15 protein-coding genes and 2 pseudogenes are annotated in these 20710 nt (G+C 32.8%); 11 read left to right on the top strand and 6 right to left on the bottom strand.

Annotated elements, in window-relative coordinates:
• Nucleotides 1-145: 145 nt before the first annotated feature.
• Together B5P40_RS15685 and B5P40_RS15680 are read left to right on the top strand one after the other, a co-directional pair.
• On the top strand, nt 146-562 hold the full coding sequence (locus B5P40_RS15685; protein ID WP_002127537.1) for a VOC family protein: 417 nt from the start codon (nt 146-148) through the stop codon (nt 560-562).
• 134 nt (nt 563-696) lie between these two features.
• Complete coding sequence (locus B5P40_RS15680) at nt 697-1575, top strand: SDR family oxidoreductase (protein ID WP_002168316.1); 879 nt, start codon at nt 697-699, stop codon at nt 1573-1575.
• Between the two features lie 82 nt (nt 1576-1657).
• Here B5P40_RS15680 and B5P40_RS15675 read toward each other — a convergent pair whose 3' ends face one another.
• Nucleotides 1658-2311 (bottom strand): CPBP family intramembrane glutamic endopeptidase, encoded by a 654-nt coding sequence (locus B5P40_RS15675; protein WP_002127542.1) that lies wholly within the window; start codon nt 2309-2311, stop codon nt 1658-1660.
• A 398-nt stretch (nt 2312-2709) separates the two neighbouring features.
• Between B5P40_RS15675 and B5P40_RS15670 the strand changes: the two genes are divergently transcribed.
• Nucleotides 2710-2913, top strand: a complete 204-nt coding sequence (locus B5P40_RS15670; protein ID WP_000290880.1) for a hypothetical protein — start codon at nt 2710-2712, stop codon at nt 2911-2913.
• Nucleotides 2914-2948: 35 nt separating this feature from the next.
• On the opposite strand, the pseudogene B5P40_RS33460 reads toward B5P40_RS15670, so the two are convergent.
• Nucleotides 2949-3190 (bottom strand): annotated as a pseudogene (locus tag B5P40_RS33460) (hypothetical protein).
• Nucleotides 3191-3317: 127 nt separating this feature from the next.
• Between B5P40_RS33460 and B5P40_RS34020 the strand changes: the two are divergent.
• Together B5P40_RS34020 and B5P40_RS15660 are read left to right on the top strand one after the other, a co-directional pair.
• Nucleotides 3318-3591 (top strand): annotated as a pseudogene (locus tag B5P40_RS34020) (hypothetical protein).
• Nucleotides 3575-4072: a DUF421 domain-containing protein gene (locus B5P40_RS15660; protein WP_002168315.1), complete on the top strand. Its 498-nt coding sequence runs from the start codon at nt 3575-3577 to the stop codon at nt 4070-4072. Before B5P40_RS34020 ends, B5P40_RS15660 begins: the two are co-directional and overlap by 17 nt.
• A 104-nt stretch (nt 4073-4176) precedes the next feature.
• Here B5P40_RS15660 and B5P40_RS15655 read toward each other — a convergent pair whose 3' ends face one another.
• Nucleotides 4177-5673 carry a multicopper oxidase family protein gene (locus tag B5P40_RS15655; protein WP_113709411.1) on the bottom strand — a complete coding sequence of 499 codons (1497 nt, stop codon included), beginning with the start codon at nt 5671-5673 and terminating at the stop codon, nt 4177-4179.
• Nucleotides 5674-6129: 456 nt separating this feature from the next.
• Here B5P40_RS15655 and B5P40_RS15650 point away from each other — a divergent pair, with 456 nt between their 5' ends.
• Nucleotides 6130-6693: a hypothetical protein gene (locus B5P40_RS15650; RefSeq protein WP_002127550.1), complete on the top strand. Its 564-nt coding sequence runs from the start codon at nt 6130-6132 to the stop codon at nt 6691-6693.
• 78 nt (nt 6694-6771) lie between these two features.
• Here the strand turns inward: B5P40_RS15650 and pdxR are convergent, their stop codons facing one another.
• Entirely contained in the window at nt 6772-8211 is a 1440-nt protein-coding gene (gene pdxR, locus B5P40_RS15645) for a MocR-like pyridoxine biosynthesis transcription factor PdxR (protein ID WP_002127551.1), read from the bottom strand.
• A 148-nt stretch (nt 8212-8359) separates the two neighbouring features.
• Here pdxR and B5P40_RS15640 point away from each other — a divergent pair, with 148 nt between their 5' ends.
• The gene (locus B5P40_RS15640; RefSeq protein WP_002127552.1) at nt 8360-9277 is read left to right on the top strand and encodes a DMT family transporter; all 918 of its coding nucleotides are present in this window, start codon (nt 8360-8362) and stop codon (nt 9275-9277) included.
• A gap of 215 nt (nt 9278-9492) precedes the next feature.
• Here B5P40_RS15640 and B5P40_RS15635 read toward each other — a convergent pair whose 3' ends face one another.
• On the bottom strand, nt 9493-9936 hold the full coding sequence (locus B5P40_RS15635; protein WP_002127553.1) for a carboxymuconolactone decarboxylase family protein: 444 nt from the start codon (nt 9934-9936) through the stop codon (nt 9493-9495).
• 81 nt (nt 9937-10017) lie between these two features.
• Nucleotides 10018-11322, bottom strand: a complete 1305-nt coding sequence (secY, locus tag B5P40_RS15630) for a preprotein translocase subunit SecY (protein ID WP_002069884.1) — start codon at nt 11320-11322, stop codon at nt 10018-10020.
• Between the two features lie 536 nt (nt 11323-11858).
• Between secY and B5P40_RS15625 the strand changes: the two genes are divergently transcribed.
• From B5P40_RS15625 to pulA, 4 genes are all read left to right on the top strand, one after another.
• Nucleotides 11859-12374, top strand: coding sequence for a DinB family protein (locus B5P40_RS15625; protein ID WP_002185757.1), 516 nt, complete (start codon nt 11859-11861; stop codon nt 12372-12374).
• 556 nt (nt 12375-12930) lie between these two features.
• Nucleotides 12931-14877 (top strand): bifunctional metallophosphatase/5'-nucleotidase, encoded by a 1947-nt coding sequence (locus B5P40_RS15620; protein ID WP_113709410.1) that lies wholly within the window; start codon nt 12931-12933, stop codon nt 14875-14877.
• Nucleotides 14878-15563: 686 nt separating this feature from the next.
• Nucleotides 15564-17267, top strand: coding sequence for a M4 family metallopeptidase (locus B5P40_RS15615; RefSeq protein WP_002127556.1), 1704 nt, complete (start codon nt 15564-15566; stop codon nt 17265-17267).
• A 516-nt stretch (nt 17268-17783) separates the two neighbouring features.
• Nucleotides 17784-20354: a type I pullulanase gene (gene pulA / locus B5P40_RS15610; RefSeq protein ID WP_113709409.1), complete on the top strand. Its 2571-nt coding sequence runs from the start codon at nt 17784-17786 to the stop codon at nt 20352-20354.
• Nucleotides 20355-20710 lie beyond the last annotated feature (356 nt).

The raw sequence follows: 20710 nt of genomic DNA, 5'->3' as shown, positions 1-20710 counted from the left end.
CGTTCATGATCTGCCATTAAAAGGGCATTTTCTTGAATATGGATAAGAGAATGGGTTATTTATATGTGAATTAAAGGTAATTCAGAAGGTGTTATTTCGTTTTAGTATGTGGAAATATTACTCAACCTTATGGAGGAGATCGATTATGAGCAATACACAGACATTACGAGGGCTAACCACAGTTAGTTTTTGGACAGATAATCTAGCAGCCGCAAAGAAATGGTACGCTGACCTATTAGGAAGTGAACCATACTTTGAACGTCCAGGATATGCCGAATTTCGCATTGGCGACTACCAACACGAGCTAGGTTTAATCGATAGCCGTTATGCGCCAGCTGATTCAGTGACTGGTCCATCTGGCTCTATAGTGTACTGGCATGTTGATGATGTAACAGCAACTTTCAATAAGCTACTGTCTATGGGAGCAAAAGAGTATGAGGCACCTACAGAGCGCGGCGTGGGATTCATCACGGCTTCCGTAGTTGATCCCTTCGGAAACATATTAGGCGTTATGTACAATCAGCACTATTTAGATGTGCTGATTTCGAACAAAAAAGCATGAACTTCGCTGCTGCACAACGAGGCATAGGGTGCAATGCTAATCAAATTTAATTAATATGATTTTAACCCCTTCTTAAAATCAGAACGGGGTACCGAAAATAATTATACTTGATTATAAAGAGTAAGGAGAATCACATGAAACCATTACAAGGTAAAATAGCAGTTGTGGCCGGAGCAACACGAGGCGCCGGAAGAGGTATTGCGATGATGCTTGGTGAAGCCGGTGCAACTGTATATGTAACAGGAAGAAGTACAAAAGGGAATTTATCCTGTATGGGAAGAACTGAAACGATTGAAGAAACGGCAGAGCTTGTTACAAAGCAAGGCGGAAAAGGAATCGCAGTTCGTGTTGATCATACGGTAGAAGAAGATATTAAAGCATTATTTACAAAGATTCAAGACGAACAAAATGGACAGCTTGATATTTTAGTAAACGATGTTTGGGGCGGCGATCCTTTAACAGAATGGGAGAAACCTTTCTGGGAACACAACCTACATAACGGACTACTTATGCAACAAAGAGCTGTTCATTCTCATATAATGACAAGCCATTACGGTGTACCATTAATGGTGAAAAATAAAATGGGACTTGTTATTGAAATTACAGATGGAGTCGATTATCAATATCGAGGTAATTTGTACTATAGTTTAGCAAAAGTCTCAACAATTCATTTAGCAGAAGCTATGGCGAAAGATTTAGAACAACACAATATTACAGCTGTCGCAGTTAGTCCAGGATTCCTTCGTTCAGAAGCGATGTTAGATATATTTGGTGTAACAGAGGAGAATTGGCGAGAAGGAGCTAAACAAGACCCTCATTTTATCGCATCAGAAACTCCTTTCTTTGTTGGAAGAGCAGTAGCAGCTTTAGCAAGTGATCCAAATGTTCATGAAAAAACGGGACGAGCGTTAAGTTCATGGGAATTAGGAAGAGAGTATGGATTTACAGATATGGATGGAAGACGCCCAGATTGGGGGAAATATTTTGAGGAGAATGTTTTGAATCAAAATTAATGTTTTTAGAGCACTCAATAGCTGAGTGCTCTTGTTCTTTATACAATACGCAAATAATAAAGTCCTTTTAAAAATAAAATGGTTATTTAAAAAGCATTGGTACAAATGAAATACAGTCAAAAATAAAGTGACAAATCCAACTTACCCAAATACTTTTTGAATTTTTCCATATATAATTTAGTGCTAATCTAATTGGGATTATAGTTATTAATAACTGCATTGGCACAAAACCATAAGCTGGAATATGCCACAAAGCGAACAACAAACTACATATTAATGATGCCGTGCCAAATTTTAATCCTAATTTTTGTAATGCGATAATTATATTAGTGCAAATCAACTCTTCACCCATTAACATAAAGGGTACACGGAATAAAATCATAGAAATACTTATTACTTCAGCAACGGAATTTTTAGTTGCAGGTTCAAAAATGTAACTGAATATTAAGTTGGAAGCCATACCTACGATAATTGTTAAAGGCAAACCCCAAAGTAATGTCTTGAAATTAAAATGTTTAAATTGCTCTAATGATATTTTTCCTAAAAAATAGTATCCTATAATTCCACATAATACAAGATTCCATAAAGCTTCAAGAATCATCCTCAATACTTCAGGTATATTATCTCCTAACACTGCGAAAAGTTGATATACAATCCCGGAAATAATTAATAATCCCAAAGCCAAAAGGGATTTCGAATCAATTTTCTTCTCTGTTTCTATAATCTTTGTTTCCACAACTACCCCTTCTTTCTTATTATTTCATTGATTACGAATATATAATAGCACATTGTTCTCCAAAATAATGGTAATTGAGACGATCATAATAATTTTATTTTTCCAAATCAGTAAGTCCAAGATTAGGAGATTCCTTGCAAGAATCATTTAGACCAAAACCTATTATTAATGTCGTGATTGAAATAAAGCAATTATTAAACAAAAATAATAATCGCCCATCAAATTTATGAGTAGGCGATTAATGTATTTCTAAGAACAAAATTAAACAACTTTATTATCTGTACACATATATCGCATAAAACATTTTTTAACTTCATTAAATATATAGGGAATCATTACCAAAAAAATGATATCCTTAAAGTATAGTCTATATTTTGTATAGGAGGGTGATGGAGTCTATGGCGGTACGTATAGTCGATGATTTACAACAATTCTCTTTATTACTTATGTTTTTGAGTACATTAATATTTTACAGATACTTAAAGAAGATTAAACGAGAGAGAAAACTGACTTCTTTCGAATGGACAATGTATTTTGTCACTCAATTCGCGACTTCTATTTGGGCAATTACTTATTTTATTAAATTCTTGTCTGAATCGTAAGTTACATTAAACCATTTTAGTTTACTGGGTTATTGTTATCTATTAGGGATATAAATATAGTCCGTATCTAAGTCAATGACGACATCGGTCTTAATGTCTTCTTGTAATGACTTTGGAATGTTTTCAAAATGATAACGTACACAAAATAAATTTATAAGCTCCTCATTAGATAACTCTTCATTTTTTACGTTAAAATACATTTTTTTAACTTACTGATAGAACAGTTATGACCAATAACATACTCATTAATTCCATATCCATCAAATTCAATTATCATGTTATCACTATTGGTTGCTAGCCAACATTATAGCTTTAATTTTGGATGAATCTTTCATATTGATTATTATACATAGCTTATATATGTCTCGTCTCAATTATGATATTCAAAATAAGAAGAAACACATATGGAAATTTTTGTGGCAGGTGCAACAGCACGTTCTTTAATACCAATGCTAATAAAAGAAGGTCATACTGTGTATGCAATGATTCGTAACGAATCACAAGTAGAAGCAAATGAAGAAAGTTGATGCTTTACCATTACTAGCTGGGAGAGAGGTGCTTCAAAGAATAAGGCACGTAAAGAGAATGGATACTTTAAAATATCATAAAAATCCTTTAATGGGAATACTAGTAAAATCCACTATTAAAGGATTGGGCTGTAATGAATATACTTTTTGAAAGCATTATTTTAATCCTCACTGGAATTATTGTTTTAAAATTGACAGGTAGTAAATCTGTTAGCCAAATGACGAGAGCTGAAATTATTATTGTGGTTTCTATAGGACGTATTATTGTAGAACCTATATTAAGTAGGAAAGTAGGCCCATCTATTTTTGCTGCTTTTATTTTTGCGAGTGTTTTACTTATCATTCATTTTTTTGAATTGAAATCACGAAAAGTAGAAAAATTTCTAAATGGAAATAGCATTATTGTTATAGAAAACGGAGAAATTTTAAAAAAGAATTTATTACGCGCGAAAATGTCAGAACAACAATTATTTATGCATCTGAGAGAAAAAGGTATACATGAAATCAAGAATTTACAACAAGCAACTGTAGAAACGAACGGACGTATTGGGTATCAACTAACTACCACGGCACAGCCAGTTACTTTAGAAATGTTTGAAAAGTTATTAGAGCAATACAATCTTAAAAAATAGTTGTAGATTGAAAAACGCTTCTTGTACATAAAGACATTTTTCGCAAATATGTAAAAGTCCCTTCAGTAATCCTGAAGGGACTTTCGTGTTATTTAATGTATCTATCAATTTAATTTGTGTCTATTAAGATTGGAAGGTATGATTTTTAACGGTCTCATCATATCATGGTCTTCATGCTCTAAACGATGACAGTGCCATACATAATCTCCAGAATAGGGCTCAAACTTCATTATGATTCGGACGGTCTGTTCACCTGTTACAAGCACGGTATCTTTTAATCCGAAATCAGCTGGGAGAGGATTTAATAAGTTTCCATTCAAATCATGACGATCAAGAACTTGAAAATTAACTAGATGTATATGAATAGGATGAATCCCAACGGTCAAATTTACTAACTCCCATATTTCAACAGAATTTAATAAAGGTGTTTCTGTCACTGGATCGTCCCATTCTTTATTATCTAATAAAAGCATGAGACGTCCAAATTCATCCTCTGAGTCATTTAATGTTAATCGTCTTACTTTCTTTACTTTTTCTACGGGAATAAAGTCAATGTTACTTAATTTGCATGGGATTTTACTTTTATCTGGGCAGGATAATGGTTTCGTTACTTGGAACTCCATTATCTCACCAGTTGGATTATCTAAATCAATTCCATTTTGTAAAACTACTTTTTTTCCTTCAAACCTTGAAAAATCAATAATAATGTCAATACGCTCTGCTGGTGAAACATCTAAACTTTGTACTTTAATCGGCCGTTTAAGAAGGCCTCCATCAGTCCCTATTAAAAAGAATGAGCTAAGGTCACTTAATTGGAACTTGTATGTGCGAGTATTAGAAGCGTTTAATAAACGAAATCTATATTTGCGGGGCTCAACTTTTAAAAATGGCCATACTTTCCCGTTAACTGCAATTGTATTTCCTAAAAATAGAGGAACAATAGAAGGGTATGGTAAACCTGGTGATGGATTTTCAGGTTGAGCAGGATAAAATAGGGAACCGTCCGGATTAAAAGATTTATCATGAACGATAAGTGGTATCTCGTATTTCCCTTTAGGTAGGGGTAGTGATTTTTCTTCTTTATCACGAATCAAGTAAAGTCCTGCGAGACCCGCATATACATTTAAACGAGTAATCCCAAGTGCATGATCATGATACCAAAGGGCAGTTGCTCGTTCTCGATTCGAATAATGATAAATCTCTTTTACGAAACTAGGTCCTGTTTGTTGAAAGTTTTTCGTAAACCATGCTTCAGGATGACCATCGCTATCTGGTTCACTTGGGCTTCCATGTAAATGTACAACAGTTCGTACTTCTGGGTTATCATGCGCCCCATGAACGGTTGTATCAACAGGTAAGAAGTGTTTTTTAGGTAAATCGTTTGACCATCTCACATATACAGGATGATCTTTTTTCACCTCAAACGTTGGACCAGGTACCATTCCATTATAACCCCATACTTTCGTCTTTGGTAAATCAATATGAAACTTGTGTAGCGTTTCAATCATACGTACATCATAAAATGGTTTACCCTTATATGTTCCTGTAGGTTTTATTGCAGAGGGAATCGGAAGGGGATCAATAAATTTTTTTAATTCCAAATATAGCTATCTCCTTTCATTTAATATAATATATTCTATTAAATGAATGTTATATTGTTTGTATACTTGACCAACAAAATCATTGTTATATCGCTTGCACATGTGTAGCTAATATAACTTGAAATAATATACATAAAAATTTAGTGATTTAACTGAATATTAAATGCGAATATTGTATGTTTTTAGGAAATATAGAAGGTGTTTATTGAAAAGAATGTGGAGATACTTAATAAAAATAGAGTGTATATGAAAAATATTACGGTTCAGTCAATTGGTGTATTAAAAAATGCACAAATAAAAAGGACAAGGATATACTATTGATATCCAATTAACTATTTTAACGTGAATTTTCGTTAGTAGAGAACCTCAAAATTCATAAAATTCTAGTTTGTCCAATCCTTTCTAAATCGAAGTAATATTATATATTATTACATTTATTTAGAAAGGGAGATTTCATTGTATTATTACTGCAAATATTGCGATAGCTATGAAGAGAAAAATCACAAGTGCTGTAAAGGAAAAAGTAAGTATTATAATGGAAACAAAAAAGATGAAGGATGCAATACTGATTGTGATAGTAACAAGAAAAAAAGCAGACTAGTAGGATTCGCTTATGATACATCTTCTTCAATCATCAACTTACCATTAAGTAATAGTATTGTCGTTTCAGAAGAATTAACTACAGTTGCAGAAGTAATTTTACAACATGTTAAATCTGGGGATTTAGTGTGGTTGAATGGTCTCTTCCACATAAATAATAATAGTTTAACACCAAGTGATCTTATAACTGCAATTTATCGTGTAAGTGGTTTCAATAGAAAGCTTATATATCAATCTATTATTGAAATTGATGCCGAATTTCATGATGACGTAACACAAGTAGTGGCACAACACGTTGATCAAATCGGCTCTTCACAAGATGAAGTATCATATATTTTAACAGTGCGCACTAACTCTCCAACTGCAGAACTTTTTGTAAATGGCCCAATTACTTTCACAGCAGCAGAAATTAGTTTGTAAATAAATAAAAAACCAACACTTTTGAAAGTGTTGGTTTTTATTGTGTGAATAAGAAGTTATTCGTTGTTGTTTTGGAGTTTAAATCATTGATTTAAACTTGGCAATTGTATCATGTAATCTTTCTAATCCAATCAACATATCTTTTTCATTTAACATTGAATAACTAATTCGCAAATGATTATATTGATTTTCATGGTTTATCAGACAAGCTGTGCCGGGTAAAAAAGAAACATCTACTTCATTCGCTTTTTGTAATAATGTAAAAGGATCGATTGACTGAGGGAGTGTAACCCATAAGTTAAATCCTCCATTAGGTATTTCAAATTCTAATTCTTTTAATGGAGATAATATATCAATTGTTAAATCGCGTCTAATTTGTAAAGCAGTCCGTAATTTTTCTAAATGATTTTTCATTCGTTCCGCTCGTAAAAAAGGAAGTAGTGCTTTTTGTGTCAATAAGGGACTACCAATATCCATCGAAGCCTTCACGGCGTATAACCATTCAAAGATAGGACCTTCAGCTGCAAGTGCCGCGATGCGAAGACCTGGTGCTAACGTTTTACTAAATCCTTTTAAATATATAACATGACCATTTGTATCAAAGCTTTTTATTGGAGGGGGAATTTTAAAATCTTCAAAATATATCTCTCCGAAAGAATCATCCTCTAAAATGAAAAATTGATAAAGCTCTGCTAGTTCTACAAGTTCCATTCTCCTTTCTTTACTCATTACTGTTCCCGTTGGATTCTGAAAAGTAGGATTCACATATAACAAAACAGGATTCTTTCTTTGACAAATATCATCGATTAAATCTGAGCGAATGCCGTTGTTATCAAGACTAACAGGGATAATTTGAACTCCTTTATTAACAAATACATCAAGCGCCGCTCCATAACACGGACTTTCTACTAACACTATGTCTCCAGGCTTTAATAATGTTTGGGCGATTAAATCGATTCCTTGCTGGGCACCACTTGTAATTAATAATTGAGATGGATCTGTAACTACTTGTTGGTGTTCTTTTAAGTAGTTTGTTATTTCCACTCTAAGTTCTTTGTCACCTTGAACAGGTCCGTATGTTGCCAGTATCATTTGATCCTTATTAAGTAATTTGTGCATTTCATCTGAAAGAAACGGATTTGGTAATAAACGTGGATAAAGGACAGCCTGTGAAAAATCAAAATATTTACGATGTTGGTTCATTACATATTGAGAACGCATAACATTAATGGATTTCGTTTGTTGCCATTGATATGGAATTGGTTTGAAATCTTTGTTCACACGTTTATGTATATAGGCACCTTTTCCTTGTTCAATTCGTATATAACTTTTCGTTTCTAACTGTTTATAAGCTTTACGAACAGTTAATAAACTAATTTGCAAATCATCGGCCATAGAACGTAAAGAAGGGAGGTAATCGCCATGCGAAAGCATCCCGCTTTGAATTCTCTCAACAATTTGCATATATATTTGTTGGTAATATGGTATGTTGGATTCTTTACGTAGTACTATCTTCATAGAATCACCTGTTTTTCTTTTTAATTTAATTAAAGCGAAAAATAGTCTGACAATCAACTATATTTTTATTCAACTGTTATATGCTCGGATACACTGTTATACACCATATCCTCTATACTCATTTCAAGAGTAAAAAGGAGGAAGGAAAATGGTCATTTTAAATTATATTTTAGTATGTATCATCTTTGGAACAACATTTTTAACGATAAAAATCGGAATTGAGGCAGGTGCACCGCCGTTATTTTCAGCTGGAATTCGCTTCTTTTTGGCCGGTCTTATTCTCATTATTATTTTTAAATTAAAGAGAAAGGATATTATGCCTTACTTATTATCAAAACGTATTATATATGCTGGTTTTTGTTTAACATTTATGACATTCGCGACCCTTTACTGGGCAGAACAATATATTTCTTCTGGATTAGCTGCAATTCTATCTGCTACGGGTCCAATGATGATCTTGCTATTGCAATCAAAGAGAAATAAAACAAAATTGCAAAAAGAACAACTTGTTGCTTTAGTTATAGCACTTATAGGTGTTTTTTGCATTTCTTTACCTGGAATGCATCAAGAACTTACATTCATATGGAGTATCGCTTGCCTTGTTATATTAGTAGGGGAGTTGTTTTATGGAATAGGTTCTATTCGTTCAAAAGAAATACTTTCAGATTTACCTAACGTATCACCATTTCTCATTAACGGCATTCAAATGTTCTATGGAGGAGTTTTGTTGTTAATTGTATCTATCGTAATGGAACAGCCTAATCTAACAATCTTAACATCTTGGAATGTACAATGGCCAATTTTATATCTCATATTTGTAGGGTCTATCGGTGGGCACGGTTTATATTACTGGCTTTTATCAAAAACAAATCCTGTATTTCCATCAACGTGGTTATATGTATCCCCGTTAATCGCTGTTATTGTAGGTTATTTTGTATTAGGAGAACCATTAAATCCTGCAATGGGAATTGGAGCTTGTTTAATCTTGATTGGTGTATTTTTAGCGAATCGTTCTACACTTGGAGTTTATTTTAAGCAAGGAAGGTTGTTAAAAAAAGAGATGTAGTTAAAGCTTAATGATGTGGAAAACAGCGGAAAACGTATTCAAAATTTAGAAGAAAAAATAGTTAATTTGAAGAAAATGATTAACACATTAGAATACAGATTAGAGATAGTAAAATCAAAAACACAGTTGGAGAAATAACCAACTGTGTTTTAATATAGGGTGTATTTAATTTTACACTTAACTAAATCGATCGCATATTATTTGGTGGATAAGTGTTATTTTTTTATTACGGTATTACCCATCGCAATAGAAATTCGATTCCAACTATTTATTTGATTAATGATTAACACAAGATCAACATATTGTTTTTCGTCAAAGTATTCACGTACACGGTTGTATAGATTTTCAGGAACTCTTTTAGTAGGAATGAGAGTAAGATGCTCCGATAGTTCCAAAGCAACTTTTTCTTCAGGAGTATAAAAATCACAATCATCCCAAGCATTTAAGCAATAAATTCTTTGCTCGGTTTCACCCGATTTTCGGGCGTCAGAAGTATGCATATCGATACAATAAGCACAGCCGTTAATTTGAGAGACTCTAATTTTTATAAGCTCTCTAACAGCTCGATTAATTGAGGATTTCTTCGTGTATTTCTCCATATCCATCATAATTTTCATACCATCAGGCGAAATATCATAATAAGACATTCTTTGACTCATAAGACAAAACCTCCGTTATTATAAGTTTTTATAATAAAAACACACTAGGTCGCTATTGTGACTTCTAGTGTGTTTTTGTAATTAATTCACTTTTTTTATAAAACCTTTATAATGACGCTTCACAAGTTGACTTTCTAACGTTTTCATCGTTTCTAATGCAACACCTACGATGATTAGTAAACTTGTACCACCGATTTGAGCAGATGGTGGTAATGTAGCGATTTTTGTAAATACAAGTGGTAATATTGAAATTGCTCCTAAGAAAATCGCACCGATAAATGTTAAACGGTATAAAATTTTTGTTACATACTGTTCTGTAGATTTACCTGGGCGAATACCCGGGACATATCCGTTTTGCTTTTTCAAATTCTCAGCCATTTGTTCAGGATTTACTTGAATAAACGCGTAGAAATATGTGAAGGCAACGATAAGACCCACATATAGTGTCATTCCAAATGGATGTGCAAAATCAAGATTCGCAATTATCCATTTAGATACGCTTGAATCAGGGAAGAGCTGCGCAATTGTACGCGGCGTCATTAAAAAGGCTGAAGCAAAGATAACAGGAATTACACCTGCACTATTTACTTTAAGAGGTAAATGAGTATTTTTTGCTCCTTGATATTGATTGTTTCCTGAAACAGCTTTTGCATATTGAATCGGTATTTTTCGAACAGCTTGTTGAATGTAAATAACACCAACAACTATCGCTAAAATTACGAGTCCAATTAAAACCATTTTTATTATGTGCATAAATAACTGATCGCCTGCGTTTTGGAATTGTTGCAAATAAATTTGATTAGCGACATTCGGAATCGCCGCAACAAGTCCTGCGAAGATAATCATTGAGATTCCATTACCAACGCCATTAGCGGTAATTTGTTCACCTAACCAAAGTAAAAATGCAGTACCAGCAGTTAAAACTGTCGCAATAAATAAGTATGTAGTCCAGCTTTGATCTGTAATTAATTGTCCACCTGCTATATTATTAAAACCATAAGACATCCCAATGGATTGTATGAATGCGAGAATGATTGTAAAGTAGCGAGTAAATTGAGCTGATTTCTTACGGCCCATTTCTCCTTGCTTTGCCCATTCTGTAAATTTAGGTACAACGTCCATTTGTAGTAATTGTACAATGATAGAAGCTGTAATATATGGTGTGATACCTACAGCAAAGATTGAGAAGTGTTGCAGTGCTCCTCCGCCAAATACGTTCAGCATACCTAAAACGTTGGCTTGATCTTGTACTTTTAATACCTCTGCGTTAGTATGAGGAACTGGAATAAACGTGCCAATTCGAAAAACAATTAGCATCGCTAGTGTAAAAAGAATTTTGTTTCTTATCTCAGCTACTCTCATGAAATTTGAAATCGTACGAAACATTATGTCGCCTCCTATATTTTTATCAGTTCAAAACTGATTATTATATCCCGATGAAGTAACCACAAACCTCCTTCCGCATTAAATTCATTTGACAAATGGAATTTTATACATTTTGTAGTTTTCACGGATATAAAAATATAAGGTGTTATACAAGCGATTTATTAACTTTTCGTAATCATTCAATACCCATAATATAACTAATAAATTAACAAATGTACATACATAAGCATTAAAAATGAATGAATAGGTTGATTTTTTACATATATTTAATGCTAGATTGATAATTAGGAACGTTTTATGTAGTTATATTGAAAGGATTCCGTTGAAAGTATTATGATGTAGCTGTAGCGCATAATAACCTCAAGGAAATCTTCAAGGATGTTGAGAGAACTCATACATTTCAGCATGAATTAGAGAACCTACTAAAGAAAGAAAAGATTGGATTGGAATAATAGTGAAGGAAAATCTTTTTTCCATAGAGAATATTTCTAGCGTAGGAATTTAAGTATGTAGGTTCTAGCGAAAGGAGAATTCACATGAATACATTTGTAAATGACAAGTTTAATGAAACTAGAAATCAATTATTTGAGGAAATTACTTTGTTAAGTGATGCTCAATTTAATAGGAAACCAGATAAGGATAAATGGAGTATAGCACAAGTTTGTCATCACTTAGTTTTATTAGATGAGAGAGTTATAACAGTTATTTCATCGGGATTAAAAAAGATGGATAGTATCTTAAATGAGCGTAAAGAAATTCACACTATTTTATTAGATAGATCGATAAAATTTATAGCCCCAGAAATGATTGAACCAAGTATAGAACCATTTGAAGTGCAGCAAATGGTTGATTTGTTAAACGACTCTAGAAAAGAATTGATGCGTTTCCTGAGTACAATAGAAGATGAATCTATATTAGCGAAAAAATCAGTGACGCATCCAGCTCTTGGAGAATTACTTCTTGATCAGTGGATAGAACTGATCTATTTGCATGAACAGCGTCATATAGAACAAATTAAAGAGATAAAATTGCTTTGTGGAGTTGAAAAGTAAAAATCATTATCTATTTATTGAGCGATTTGGGATAGCATCAAGGGTTCGAGTGATAAAATACAAGTCCTGATTAAAATTATGATGAATTTAGTTGAAAGCAACCAAAAAGCAGAAAAAAATACGAAACTAGCAGATTTTACTCCTGAAGAGGAAACGAACATTTGAAAAAAATCTGAATCCGATTTGCTGTATAAGTGTAACCCCGTCTTAAATGAAGAGCGGGGTTATTATTTTTGGAAGTGATCTCAGTATTTTCATATAGAAGGAAAAAATTAGAAATAAAATCCGAAAATGAGTTGCATGTCCAAAATTTTGAAAGTACATATACATCTACCGTTGGTTTAGCGCCCTTCACACGTTGGAGGAAGAAGTATTTAATTAGAAAATGATAAAATACTATTCTGTTAGGGGATATATGCATTTTATTCTCTATATTTTCACAGCAAAACCAACTACAAAATTATCTTTTGTAGTTGAATTTCTCTGAATAATAAGTTACATTTTTAAAGTTCAAGCAACTTTATGACAGTACAAAAAGGGGAGAAATATTGTTATTATGCAAAAAATGAAATGGAAGAACTATGTATGCAATTTTATTATTCTTATGCTTCTTGTAACAGCAGTAACAGTCAAACCAGCTATTTCTAAGGCTGAGGAATCTAATGTTAATATTACATTGTTAGGTACTGCAGATATTCATGGTAGATTTATGCCTTGGGATTATGCGCTTGATGGAGCAAATATGAGTGGAAGTTTGACGCAGCTTTATACGGTTATAAAGAAGGTACGTCAAGAAAATCCAAATACCATATTAGTAGATGCCGGGGATACAATTCAAGGAAACTCAGTAGAATTATTCAACGATAAGCCACAATCGCCAATGATGGTAGCAATGAATACAATGGGATATGACGCCTGGGCATTTGGAAATCATGAATTCAACTTTGGATTAGATACATTGAAAAAAGTTAGTGAGCAATACAAGGGAAAGACGTTAGCAGGAAATATTTATAAGGAAAATGGAGAGCGTTTTCTTCCTGCATATACGATTGTTGAAAAAGGTGGAATTAAAGTCGGGATTATTGGTATGAATACACCAATGATTAGTGATTTTGAAAAAGGGACAGATCATTTGGATGGTTTAGTAGTGAAAAATCCAGTAGAAGAGACAAAAAAGGCTATTAAAGAATTAGAAGATAAAGTAGATGTAATGGTAGGGGTTATGCATATGGGACTAGAAAATGAGAATGGAATCCCAGGTACTGGTGTTCAAGATATTGCGAATGCTTGTCCGGAACTAAGCGCTATTTTTGCGGCTCATATGCATAAACTTGTAAAAAAAGAAGTTGTAAATGGCGTAATTATTACAGAACCAGATAAATACGGAACGCATATTTCACGTATTGACCTTACTTTTACAAAGCAAGATGGGAAGCTTGTTTTAAAAGATAAAACAGCTACCGCTATACCTGTAAAAAATGCTGATGGAACTACAGTATTATCTGATTCTACACTTGAAGAAACACTAACACCTTTTCATGAGTATGCGAGAGGAGATGCAAATGTTGTAGTCGCCCAATTAAAGGGTAGAAACCTTGTTCCTGAAAATGAAATAAAGGGTATTCCAAGTGTGCAGATTCAAGAGACACCTTTATCAGATTTCTTTCATGAAGTCATGCTCCATTACAGTAAGGCGGATGTAGTAGCCCATCAAATTGATAATGATTATGCCCGTTTGGATATAGGTCCTATAAAGAAGAAAGATATTGCTTATAATTATCAATATGCTTTGGGAGAAATTACAGTATATAAGATAACTGGAAAAGATTTAAAAGACTATATGGAATGGGCAGCAGGATATTTTAACTCATCTCGTGCCGGAGATGTAACAGTTAGCTTTGATAAAAATCGTCGTGCGTCTAAATACAGTACGAACGATTTCTTTGGAGGCGTAAAATACGAAATTGACTTAACAAAACCATATGGTAGTAGAATTACAAATTTACGCTCTATTCGTACAAATAAACCAATCAAAATGAGCGATGTTATGACGCTAGGAATGAATGCGTATAGAATGGAGGCTCTTCAGGCAAAAGGGGGAGCTTTAGAGGGACGTAAATTTGAACAAACTTGGTCATCTAAACAAGAGAATGCATTCGGAGAAACAGGTGGAACCATTCGTAACCTTGCTATTACATATTTAAAAGAGGTAAAGAACGGTGTATACACGCCAAAAGTTATGCGTAATTGGAAAATTACTGGTGTAGATACACATTCTTCAGAGCATAAGGCTGTAGTTGATCTTGTAAATAAAGGGATTTTAGAAATCCCAAAAACAGAAGATGGAAAATATACAAATATAGCATCTATAAATACTAAAGATTCAATTACAAAAGAAGAGATTGTAGCACTCTCACAAAAAGCTAATATTAATCCAAATCAGTTTAATCATGTAAAAAGAAAAGGTGAATTTTACAAAAAACTTAGTAGGATAATTAAATAAATATAAAAAAGATGGCTCTCGTGCAAAAAGCTATTAAACTTGGACATACCATTATCCTAAAAAAGTTTGTGATCGGTATGGAAATATAGAGAATCATCGGTAAAAAATCCCCTGAATCGCTTTAAAAATTTAGGGGATTTTTCATTTGAATAATTATTGTTTCATTTCTCACTATGTATATTTATAATATGCTTTAAAAGAACATACCTTAAGTTAATAACATGCAATAGATATGTCCTTTTCTATATTTAAATGGGGAGACAAAAATATCTTTGAAAGATATTTTTGACAAGATAAAAAAGCCTGAAACTCATATAAGACTTCAGCAGTCTCAAAACGTTACAATCCATGCAGCTATAGACATAAATAACAAAATTATATTGAAAAATCTAACTTGTATATGCGTTGCCTCACTAAAGTATTTATCTACTATTCTTAAAATAGTAAAGAGTGGTTTTTTATGTTGTTAATAAGATATAAGTGTACTTTGATTAGAATGAATATAGATAATTAACGACTAACCAATTGGATGAGCACCTAAAAGGGCTCATTTTTTATTTTATCGACCACATATATGTAATTTTGCATAATATTACATAAATTTTGTATTTTCTCTTTTTTTCGACATAAATAGACAGTATACTTTGTACAAGCTTTCTATTTCAAAAATTATACGAGGTGAAAAAATGAAAAACACAAAGACATTAACTAAAGTAGCATTAACAACAGGATTAGCTTTAACAGCTGTGGCACCATACGGAATAGGTCATGCAGAGGAAACAGATCAACTTCAAGTTCAAATTCAGGAGGACTCATTCCGTTCAGGTGAACTTACACAACCGTCACAAAAAACACCAGAGAATGTAGTAAAAGATGCTCTTAAGGAGAAAGCTGAACAAGCTCTTTCTCCAAATCAAGTCAATGGAGAAACAGGAGTAGATTATAAAGTTCTTCAAAAACGTGGTTCGTATGATGGAACAACACTTGTGCGTATGCAGCAAACATACGAAGGAAAAGAAGTATATGGCCATCAATTAACTGCACACGTAGATAATAACGGTGTTATTAAAAGTGTTTCAGGCGATAGCGCGCAAAATTTAAAACAAGAAGAATTGAAAAAGCCTATTAATCTATCAAAAGATGAAGCGAAACAATATATTTATACGAAATACGGGAACGATATCAAGTTTATTTCTGAGCCAGAAGTTAAGGAAGTTATTTTTGTTGATGAAAATAATGGACAAGCTAGCAATGCATATCAAGTTACATTTGAAGCGGCAACACCAAACTATGTTTCTGGAACTTATTTAGTAAATGCACAAAATGGTGATATGTTAAAAAATATGGTACAAGAATCTAACTTAAAAGCAAGTGAAAAACTAGTTGGAGCTTTAAAGGAAAGTAAAAAAAGTAGTCTTACATCATTAACTGGAACAGGAAAAGATGATTTAGGTATATCTCGTTCATTTGGTATTTCTAAACAAAGTAATGGTAAATATGCACTTGCTGATTATACAAGAGGGCAAGGAATTGAAACATATGATGTGAATTACAGAGATATTACTAAAGAAGAAAGCTATTATCCTGGTACATTAGCAACCAGCACTTCAACAACATTTAACGATCCAAAAGCAGTAAGTGCTCATTATTTAGCAACAAAGGTATTTGATTTTTATAAAGATAAATATAAGCGTAATAGTTTTGATAATAAGGGACAAAAGGTAGTTTCAGTTGTACATGCTTGGGATTCTGAAGATACGAACGATCCGAAAAATTGGCAAAATGCATTAAGTGCTAATAATGGAAGTATGCTTGTATATGGCGATCCTATTGTCAAGGCATATGACGTAGCTGGACATGAATTTACACATGCTGTTACTTCTAGCGAATCTAATCTTGAATATTACGGTGAATCTGGTGCGATTAATGAAGCGCTATCTGATATTATGGGAACATCTATTGAGAAATACGTAAATAATGGAAGCTTTAACTGGACAATGGGAGAACAAACTGGATCTGTTTTCCGTGATATGGAAAACCCAGCTTCTGTTCCATCTTCACTTGGAGTACCTTATCCAGATGATTACAGTGAATTTAACGATTTTAATGGATGGGATCAAGGCGGCGTTCATTTTAATTCAAGTATTATTAATAAAGTTGCGTATCTCATTGCAAAAGGTGGAACTCATAACGGAGTAACTGTTAAAGGAATTGGTGAAGATAAAATGTTTGATATTTTCTATTATGCAAATACAGATGAATTAAACATGACATCTAATTTCAAAGAATTGAAATCAGCATGTATTCGAGTGGCAACTAATAAATATGGGGCGAATACAGCTGAAGTTCAAGCAGTGCAAAAAGCATTTGATGCAGCAAAAATTAAGTAAGTTAGAAATATAGTTTTCATTCGTATATTAATACATTATGAAAATCAGCTAATGTCATTTTAAGGATATTAGCTGATTTTTTACGTAGCAATGTATTAGTGAAAATAAAATTACTAAGCAATAATCAGGCATCTATCTTCAATAAGTTACGACAAATATATAAGATTTCAAGGATATAAAAACAGAAAATTAATAATATATTGACCTTTTAATGGTAAGTGCTATAAAATGAAAGCGATAACAAACGATTGCTTTAAAATGATTTCCCTGATCTTTTAGTATTTACAAATATAAGAAGGAATAAACAAATCTATTTTTTTGAGTTTTAATGCAAACGTTTTCGTAAGGGTTGTTTCCATCTTATATTTGATTTTCGTATAAAAGATCATTGAAATACATACGTAAAAATAGCCAATATGGAGGTGAAGTAAAAGAGATTCCTAGATTAATTTAAACCGTGTTTCGTAGTATGAGCATAATAAATTGTTCGTAATATTTAAAGAAAGGGTGTATGGGGTGCAAATTACAAAAAAATTAATTAACAAATCGTTTTTATTACTTACCATAATCGTTATGTTATCATCTGTTTTCTCTTTTCAGAGTGTGAAGGCAGTTTCAAATTCGAAAACAACTGAAGTTATCATTCATTACAAAGAGAAATCTGGAAATACAAAAGACTGGAATCTTTGGGTATGGGGAGAAAATGCAAACGGTAAATCTTATGAATTTACTGGTGAAGATGAATTTGGAAAATACGCTAAGATAAAAATAGATGGTGACTATAATCGTGTAGGGTTTATAGTTCGTACCAATGAATGGGAAAAAGATGGAGGTGATCACTGGGTTGAAAATATAAGGGATGGTCGTGCTGAAGTATGGATCCTTTCGGGTGATGAAAAAGTATATGATTCTAAGCCTTCTTCGGATCTCTCAATTCAAAAAGCTACTATTGATAGTTTTAATGAAATTACTGTAACGACTAATGTTCCGTTTAATAGTAAGGAACAGAAAATTGAAATTGAAGGCGTTAAAATTAAGGGAATTAGTCCTTATGATAAAAATAGTGGAGATATTACTAATAAGGTTAAAATAATTACGGAACAGAAAATTGATTTAAAACAAACATACAAAGTTAAAATAGCAAACTTAGCTGATGCGAATACTGAAATCGGTAAAGTCATTCGTAGCGAGGAATTTGATAATTTATTTTATTATGGTGGTAATGATTTAGGGAATATATATACTCCGCAACATACAAAGTTCCGTTTATGGGCTCCTACTGCGAGTGAAGCGAAGTTAGTTACATATAAAAAATGGAGCAATAAAATAGGTACTGAAATAAACATGAAACAAGGTGAAAAGGGAACTTGGAAAGCAGAACTTAAAGGGAACCAAAAAGGTCTCTTTTATACGTATAAGGTGAAAATTGGGGATAAGTGGACTGAAGCGGTTGATCCGTATGTGCGTGCTGCTTCTGTAAATGGAGATAAAGGTGCAGTTGTTGATTTAGAAGAAACAAATCCGAAAAAATGGAAAGCAAACAAAAAACCGAAATTTAAAAATCCGGAAGATGCTATTATTTATGAATTGCATGTACGCGATCTTTCCATCCAACCTGAAAGTGGTATTAAGCAAAAAGGAAAATATTTAGGTGTAACAGAAAAAGGAACAAAAGGGCCTGAAGGTGTAAAAACAGGACTTGATCATATGAAAGATCTTGGTGTTACTCACGTTCAGTTTTTACCGATATTTGATTATGCTTCAGTAAATGAAGAGAATTTAAATGAACCACAATATAACTGGGGATATGACCCGAAAAATTTCAACGTCCCAGAGGGCTCCTATTCTACAAATCCTTTTGAGCCAACTGTTCGAATAACTGAATTAAAGCAAATGATTCAAACATTGCATGATAATAATCTTCGTGTTGTGATGGACGTAGTATATAACCATATGTATAATGCCGCTGAATCAAATTTTCATAAGTTAGTTCCAGGTTACTATTATCGTTACAATGAAGACGGAACATTAGCAAATGGAACTGGAGTAGGGAATGATACCGCTTCAGAACGAAAGATGATGAGAAAATTTATGGTAGATTCCGTCACATACTGGGCAAAAGAATACAATTTAGATGGGTTCCGTTTTGATTTAATGGGTATTCATGATTATGAAACGATGAATGAGATACGTAAAGCTGTTAATCAAATTGATCCTTCTATTATTCTGCATGGAGAAGGCTGGGATTTAAATACACCTCTTGCAGCTGAATTGAAAGCAAATCAAAAAAATGCGGAGAAAATGAAAGGGATTGCTCATTTTAACGATAATATTCGTGATGGATTGAAAGGTAGTGTATTTGAGGAGAAAGAAAATGGTTTTGTAAATGGAAAGCAAAACATGGAAGACCGTATTAAAAAAGGCATTACAGCCGGTATTGACTATGATACAAATTCGTCTACTTATCAAGATCCGGAGCAGGTGCTAACTTATGTGGAAGCACATGACAATCATACTTTATGGGATAAACTTGAGTTGACTAATTCAGGTGACAGTGAAGAAATGCGAAAACAAATGCATAAATTATCTTCTTCTATTTTATTAACATCACAAGGTATTCCATTCTTACATGCAGGACAAGAGTTTATGCGCACAAAATATGGTGATCATAATAGTTACAAATCTCCTGATTCTATTAACCAGATGGATTGGTTACGCCGTGCAGCATTTAATAATGAAGTAGAGTATATGAAGGGCTTAATAGATTTACGCAAAAAATACCCAGCTTTTCGTATGACTTCTGCAGAGCAAATTAAAAAGTATGTAGCTTTTATCGATGTTCCCAAAAATGTTGTAGCTTATACAATAGATGGAAAGGGAAGTGGGAATAAAAGCGAATACTTTATGGTGGCTCACAATGCAAATAGGGAAGCCGTTGACATAACACTTCCATCGAAAGGTCCATGGAAAGTGCTAGTAAACGAGAATCAGGCGGGAAGTAAAACACTTTACGTTGTCCATGACAATAAAATTAAAGTTCCTGCATTAAGTTCACTAGTTTTAAAAACAGAGAAACCGATTAAATAAAAGCAAATAATGTGAAAGTATATACTGAATTGAGCAAATTGAATAGGGATTGCAAATGAAAAAAGCGAAGTGAAGGTTGTTTTCACTTCGCTTTTAAAGTTAATGTAGTATAATTTCACATACTGTAATTATATTACAATTTAATAACAGAAATAAACAAGAGATTATTGCTATTGTAACAGTAAGGAGAGGAGATATCTTTGTATTTATTTATAAAATTATCTGAAATACATTCTTAATTTATATAATTTTCATTATAAAATCTAATAACTGGATATCCGGTTATTTAAATTATATTAATTCCTACAAATCGTTTGAAAATAACAACGGCGTAAAAGTATATAGAATCAAAATAG

Source organism: Bacillus sp. SRB_8 (assembly GCF_003264205.1).
Classification (GTDB): domain Bacteria; phylum Bacillota; class Bacilli; order Bacillales; family Bacillaceae_G; genus Bacillus_A; species Bacillus_A mycoides.
Note: the sequence above shows the minus strand (reverse complement) of the source record. Positions and strands in the feature narration are given on the sequence as shown.

Coding starts and splice junctions, on each gene's coding strand:
- B5P40_RS15685 (WP_002127537.1), top strand. CDS start 146: ATGAGCAATACACAGACATTACGAGGGCTAACCACAGTTAGTTTTTGG.
- B5P40_RS15680 (WP_002168316.1), top strand. CDS start 697: ATGAAACCATTACAAGGTAAAATAGCAGTTGTGGCCGGAGCAACACGA.
- B5P40_RS15670 (WP_000290880.1), top strand. CDS start 2,710: ATGGCGGTACGTATAGTCGATGATTTACAACAATTCTCTTTATTACTT.
- B5P40_RS15660 (WP_002168315.1), top strand. CDS start 3,575: ATGAATATACTTTTTGAAAGCATTATTTTAATCCTCACTGGAATTATT.
- pdxR (WP_002127551.1), bottom strand. CDS start 8,211: ATGAAGATAGTACTACGTAAAGAATCCAACATACCATATTACCAACAA.
- B5P40_RS15640 (WP_002127552.1), top strand. CDS start 8,360: ATGGTCATTTTAAATTATATTTTAGTATGTATCATCTTTGGAACAACA.
- B5P40_RS15635 (WP_002127553.1), bottom strand. CDS start 9,936: ATGAGTCAAAGAATGTCTTATTATGATATTTCGCCTGATGGTATGAAA.
- secY (WP_002069884.1), bottom strand. CDS start 11,322: ATGTTTCGTACGATTTCAAATTTCATGAGAGTAGCTGAGATAAGAAAC.
- B5P40_RS15625 (WP_002185757.1), top strand. CDS start 11,859: ATGAATACATTTGTAAATGACAAGTTTAATGAAACTAGAAATCAATTA.
- B5P40_RS15620 (WP_113709410.1), top strand. CDS start 12,931: ATGCAAAAAATGAAATGGAAGAACTATGTATGCAATTTTATTATTCTT.
- B5P40_RS15615 (WP_002127556.1), top strand. CDS start 15,564: ATGAAAAACACAAAGACATTAACTAAAGTAGCATTAACAACAGGATTA.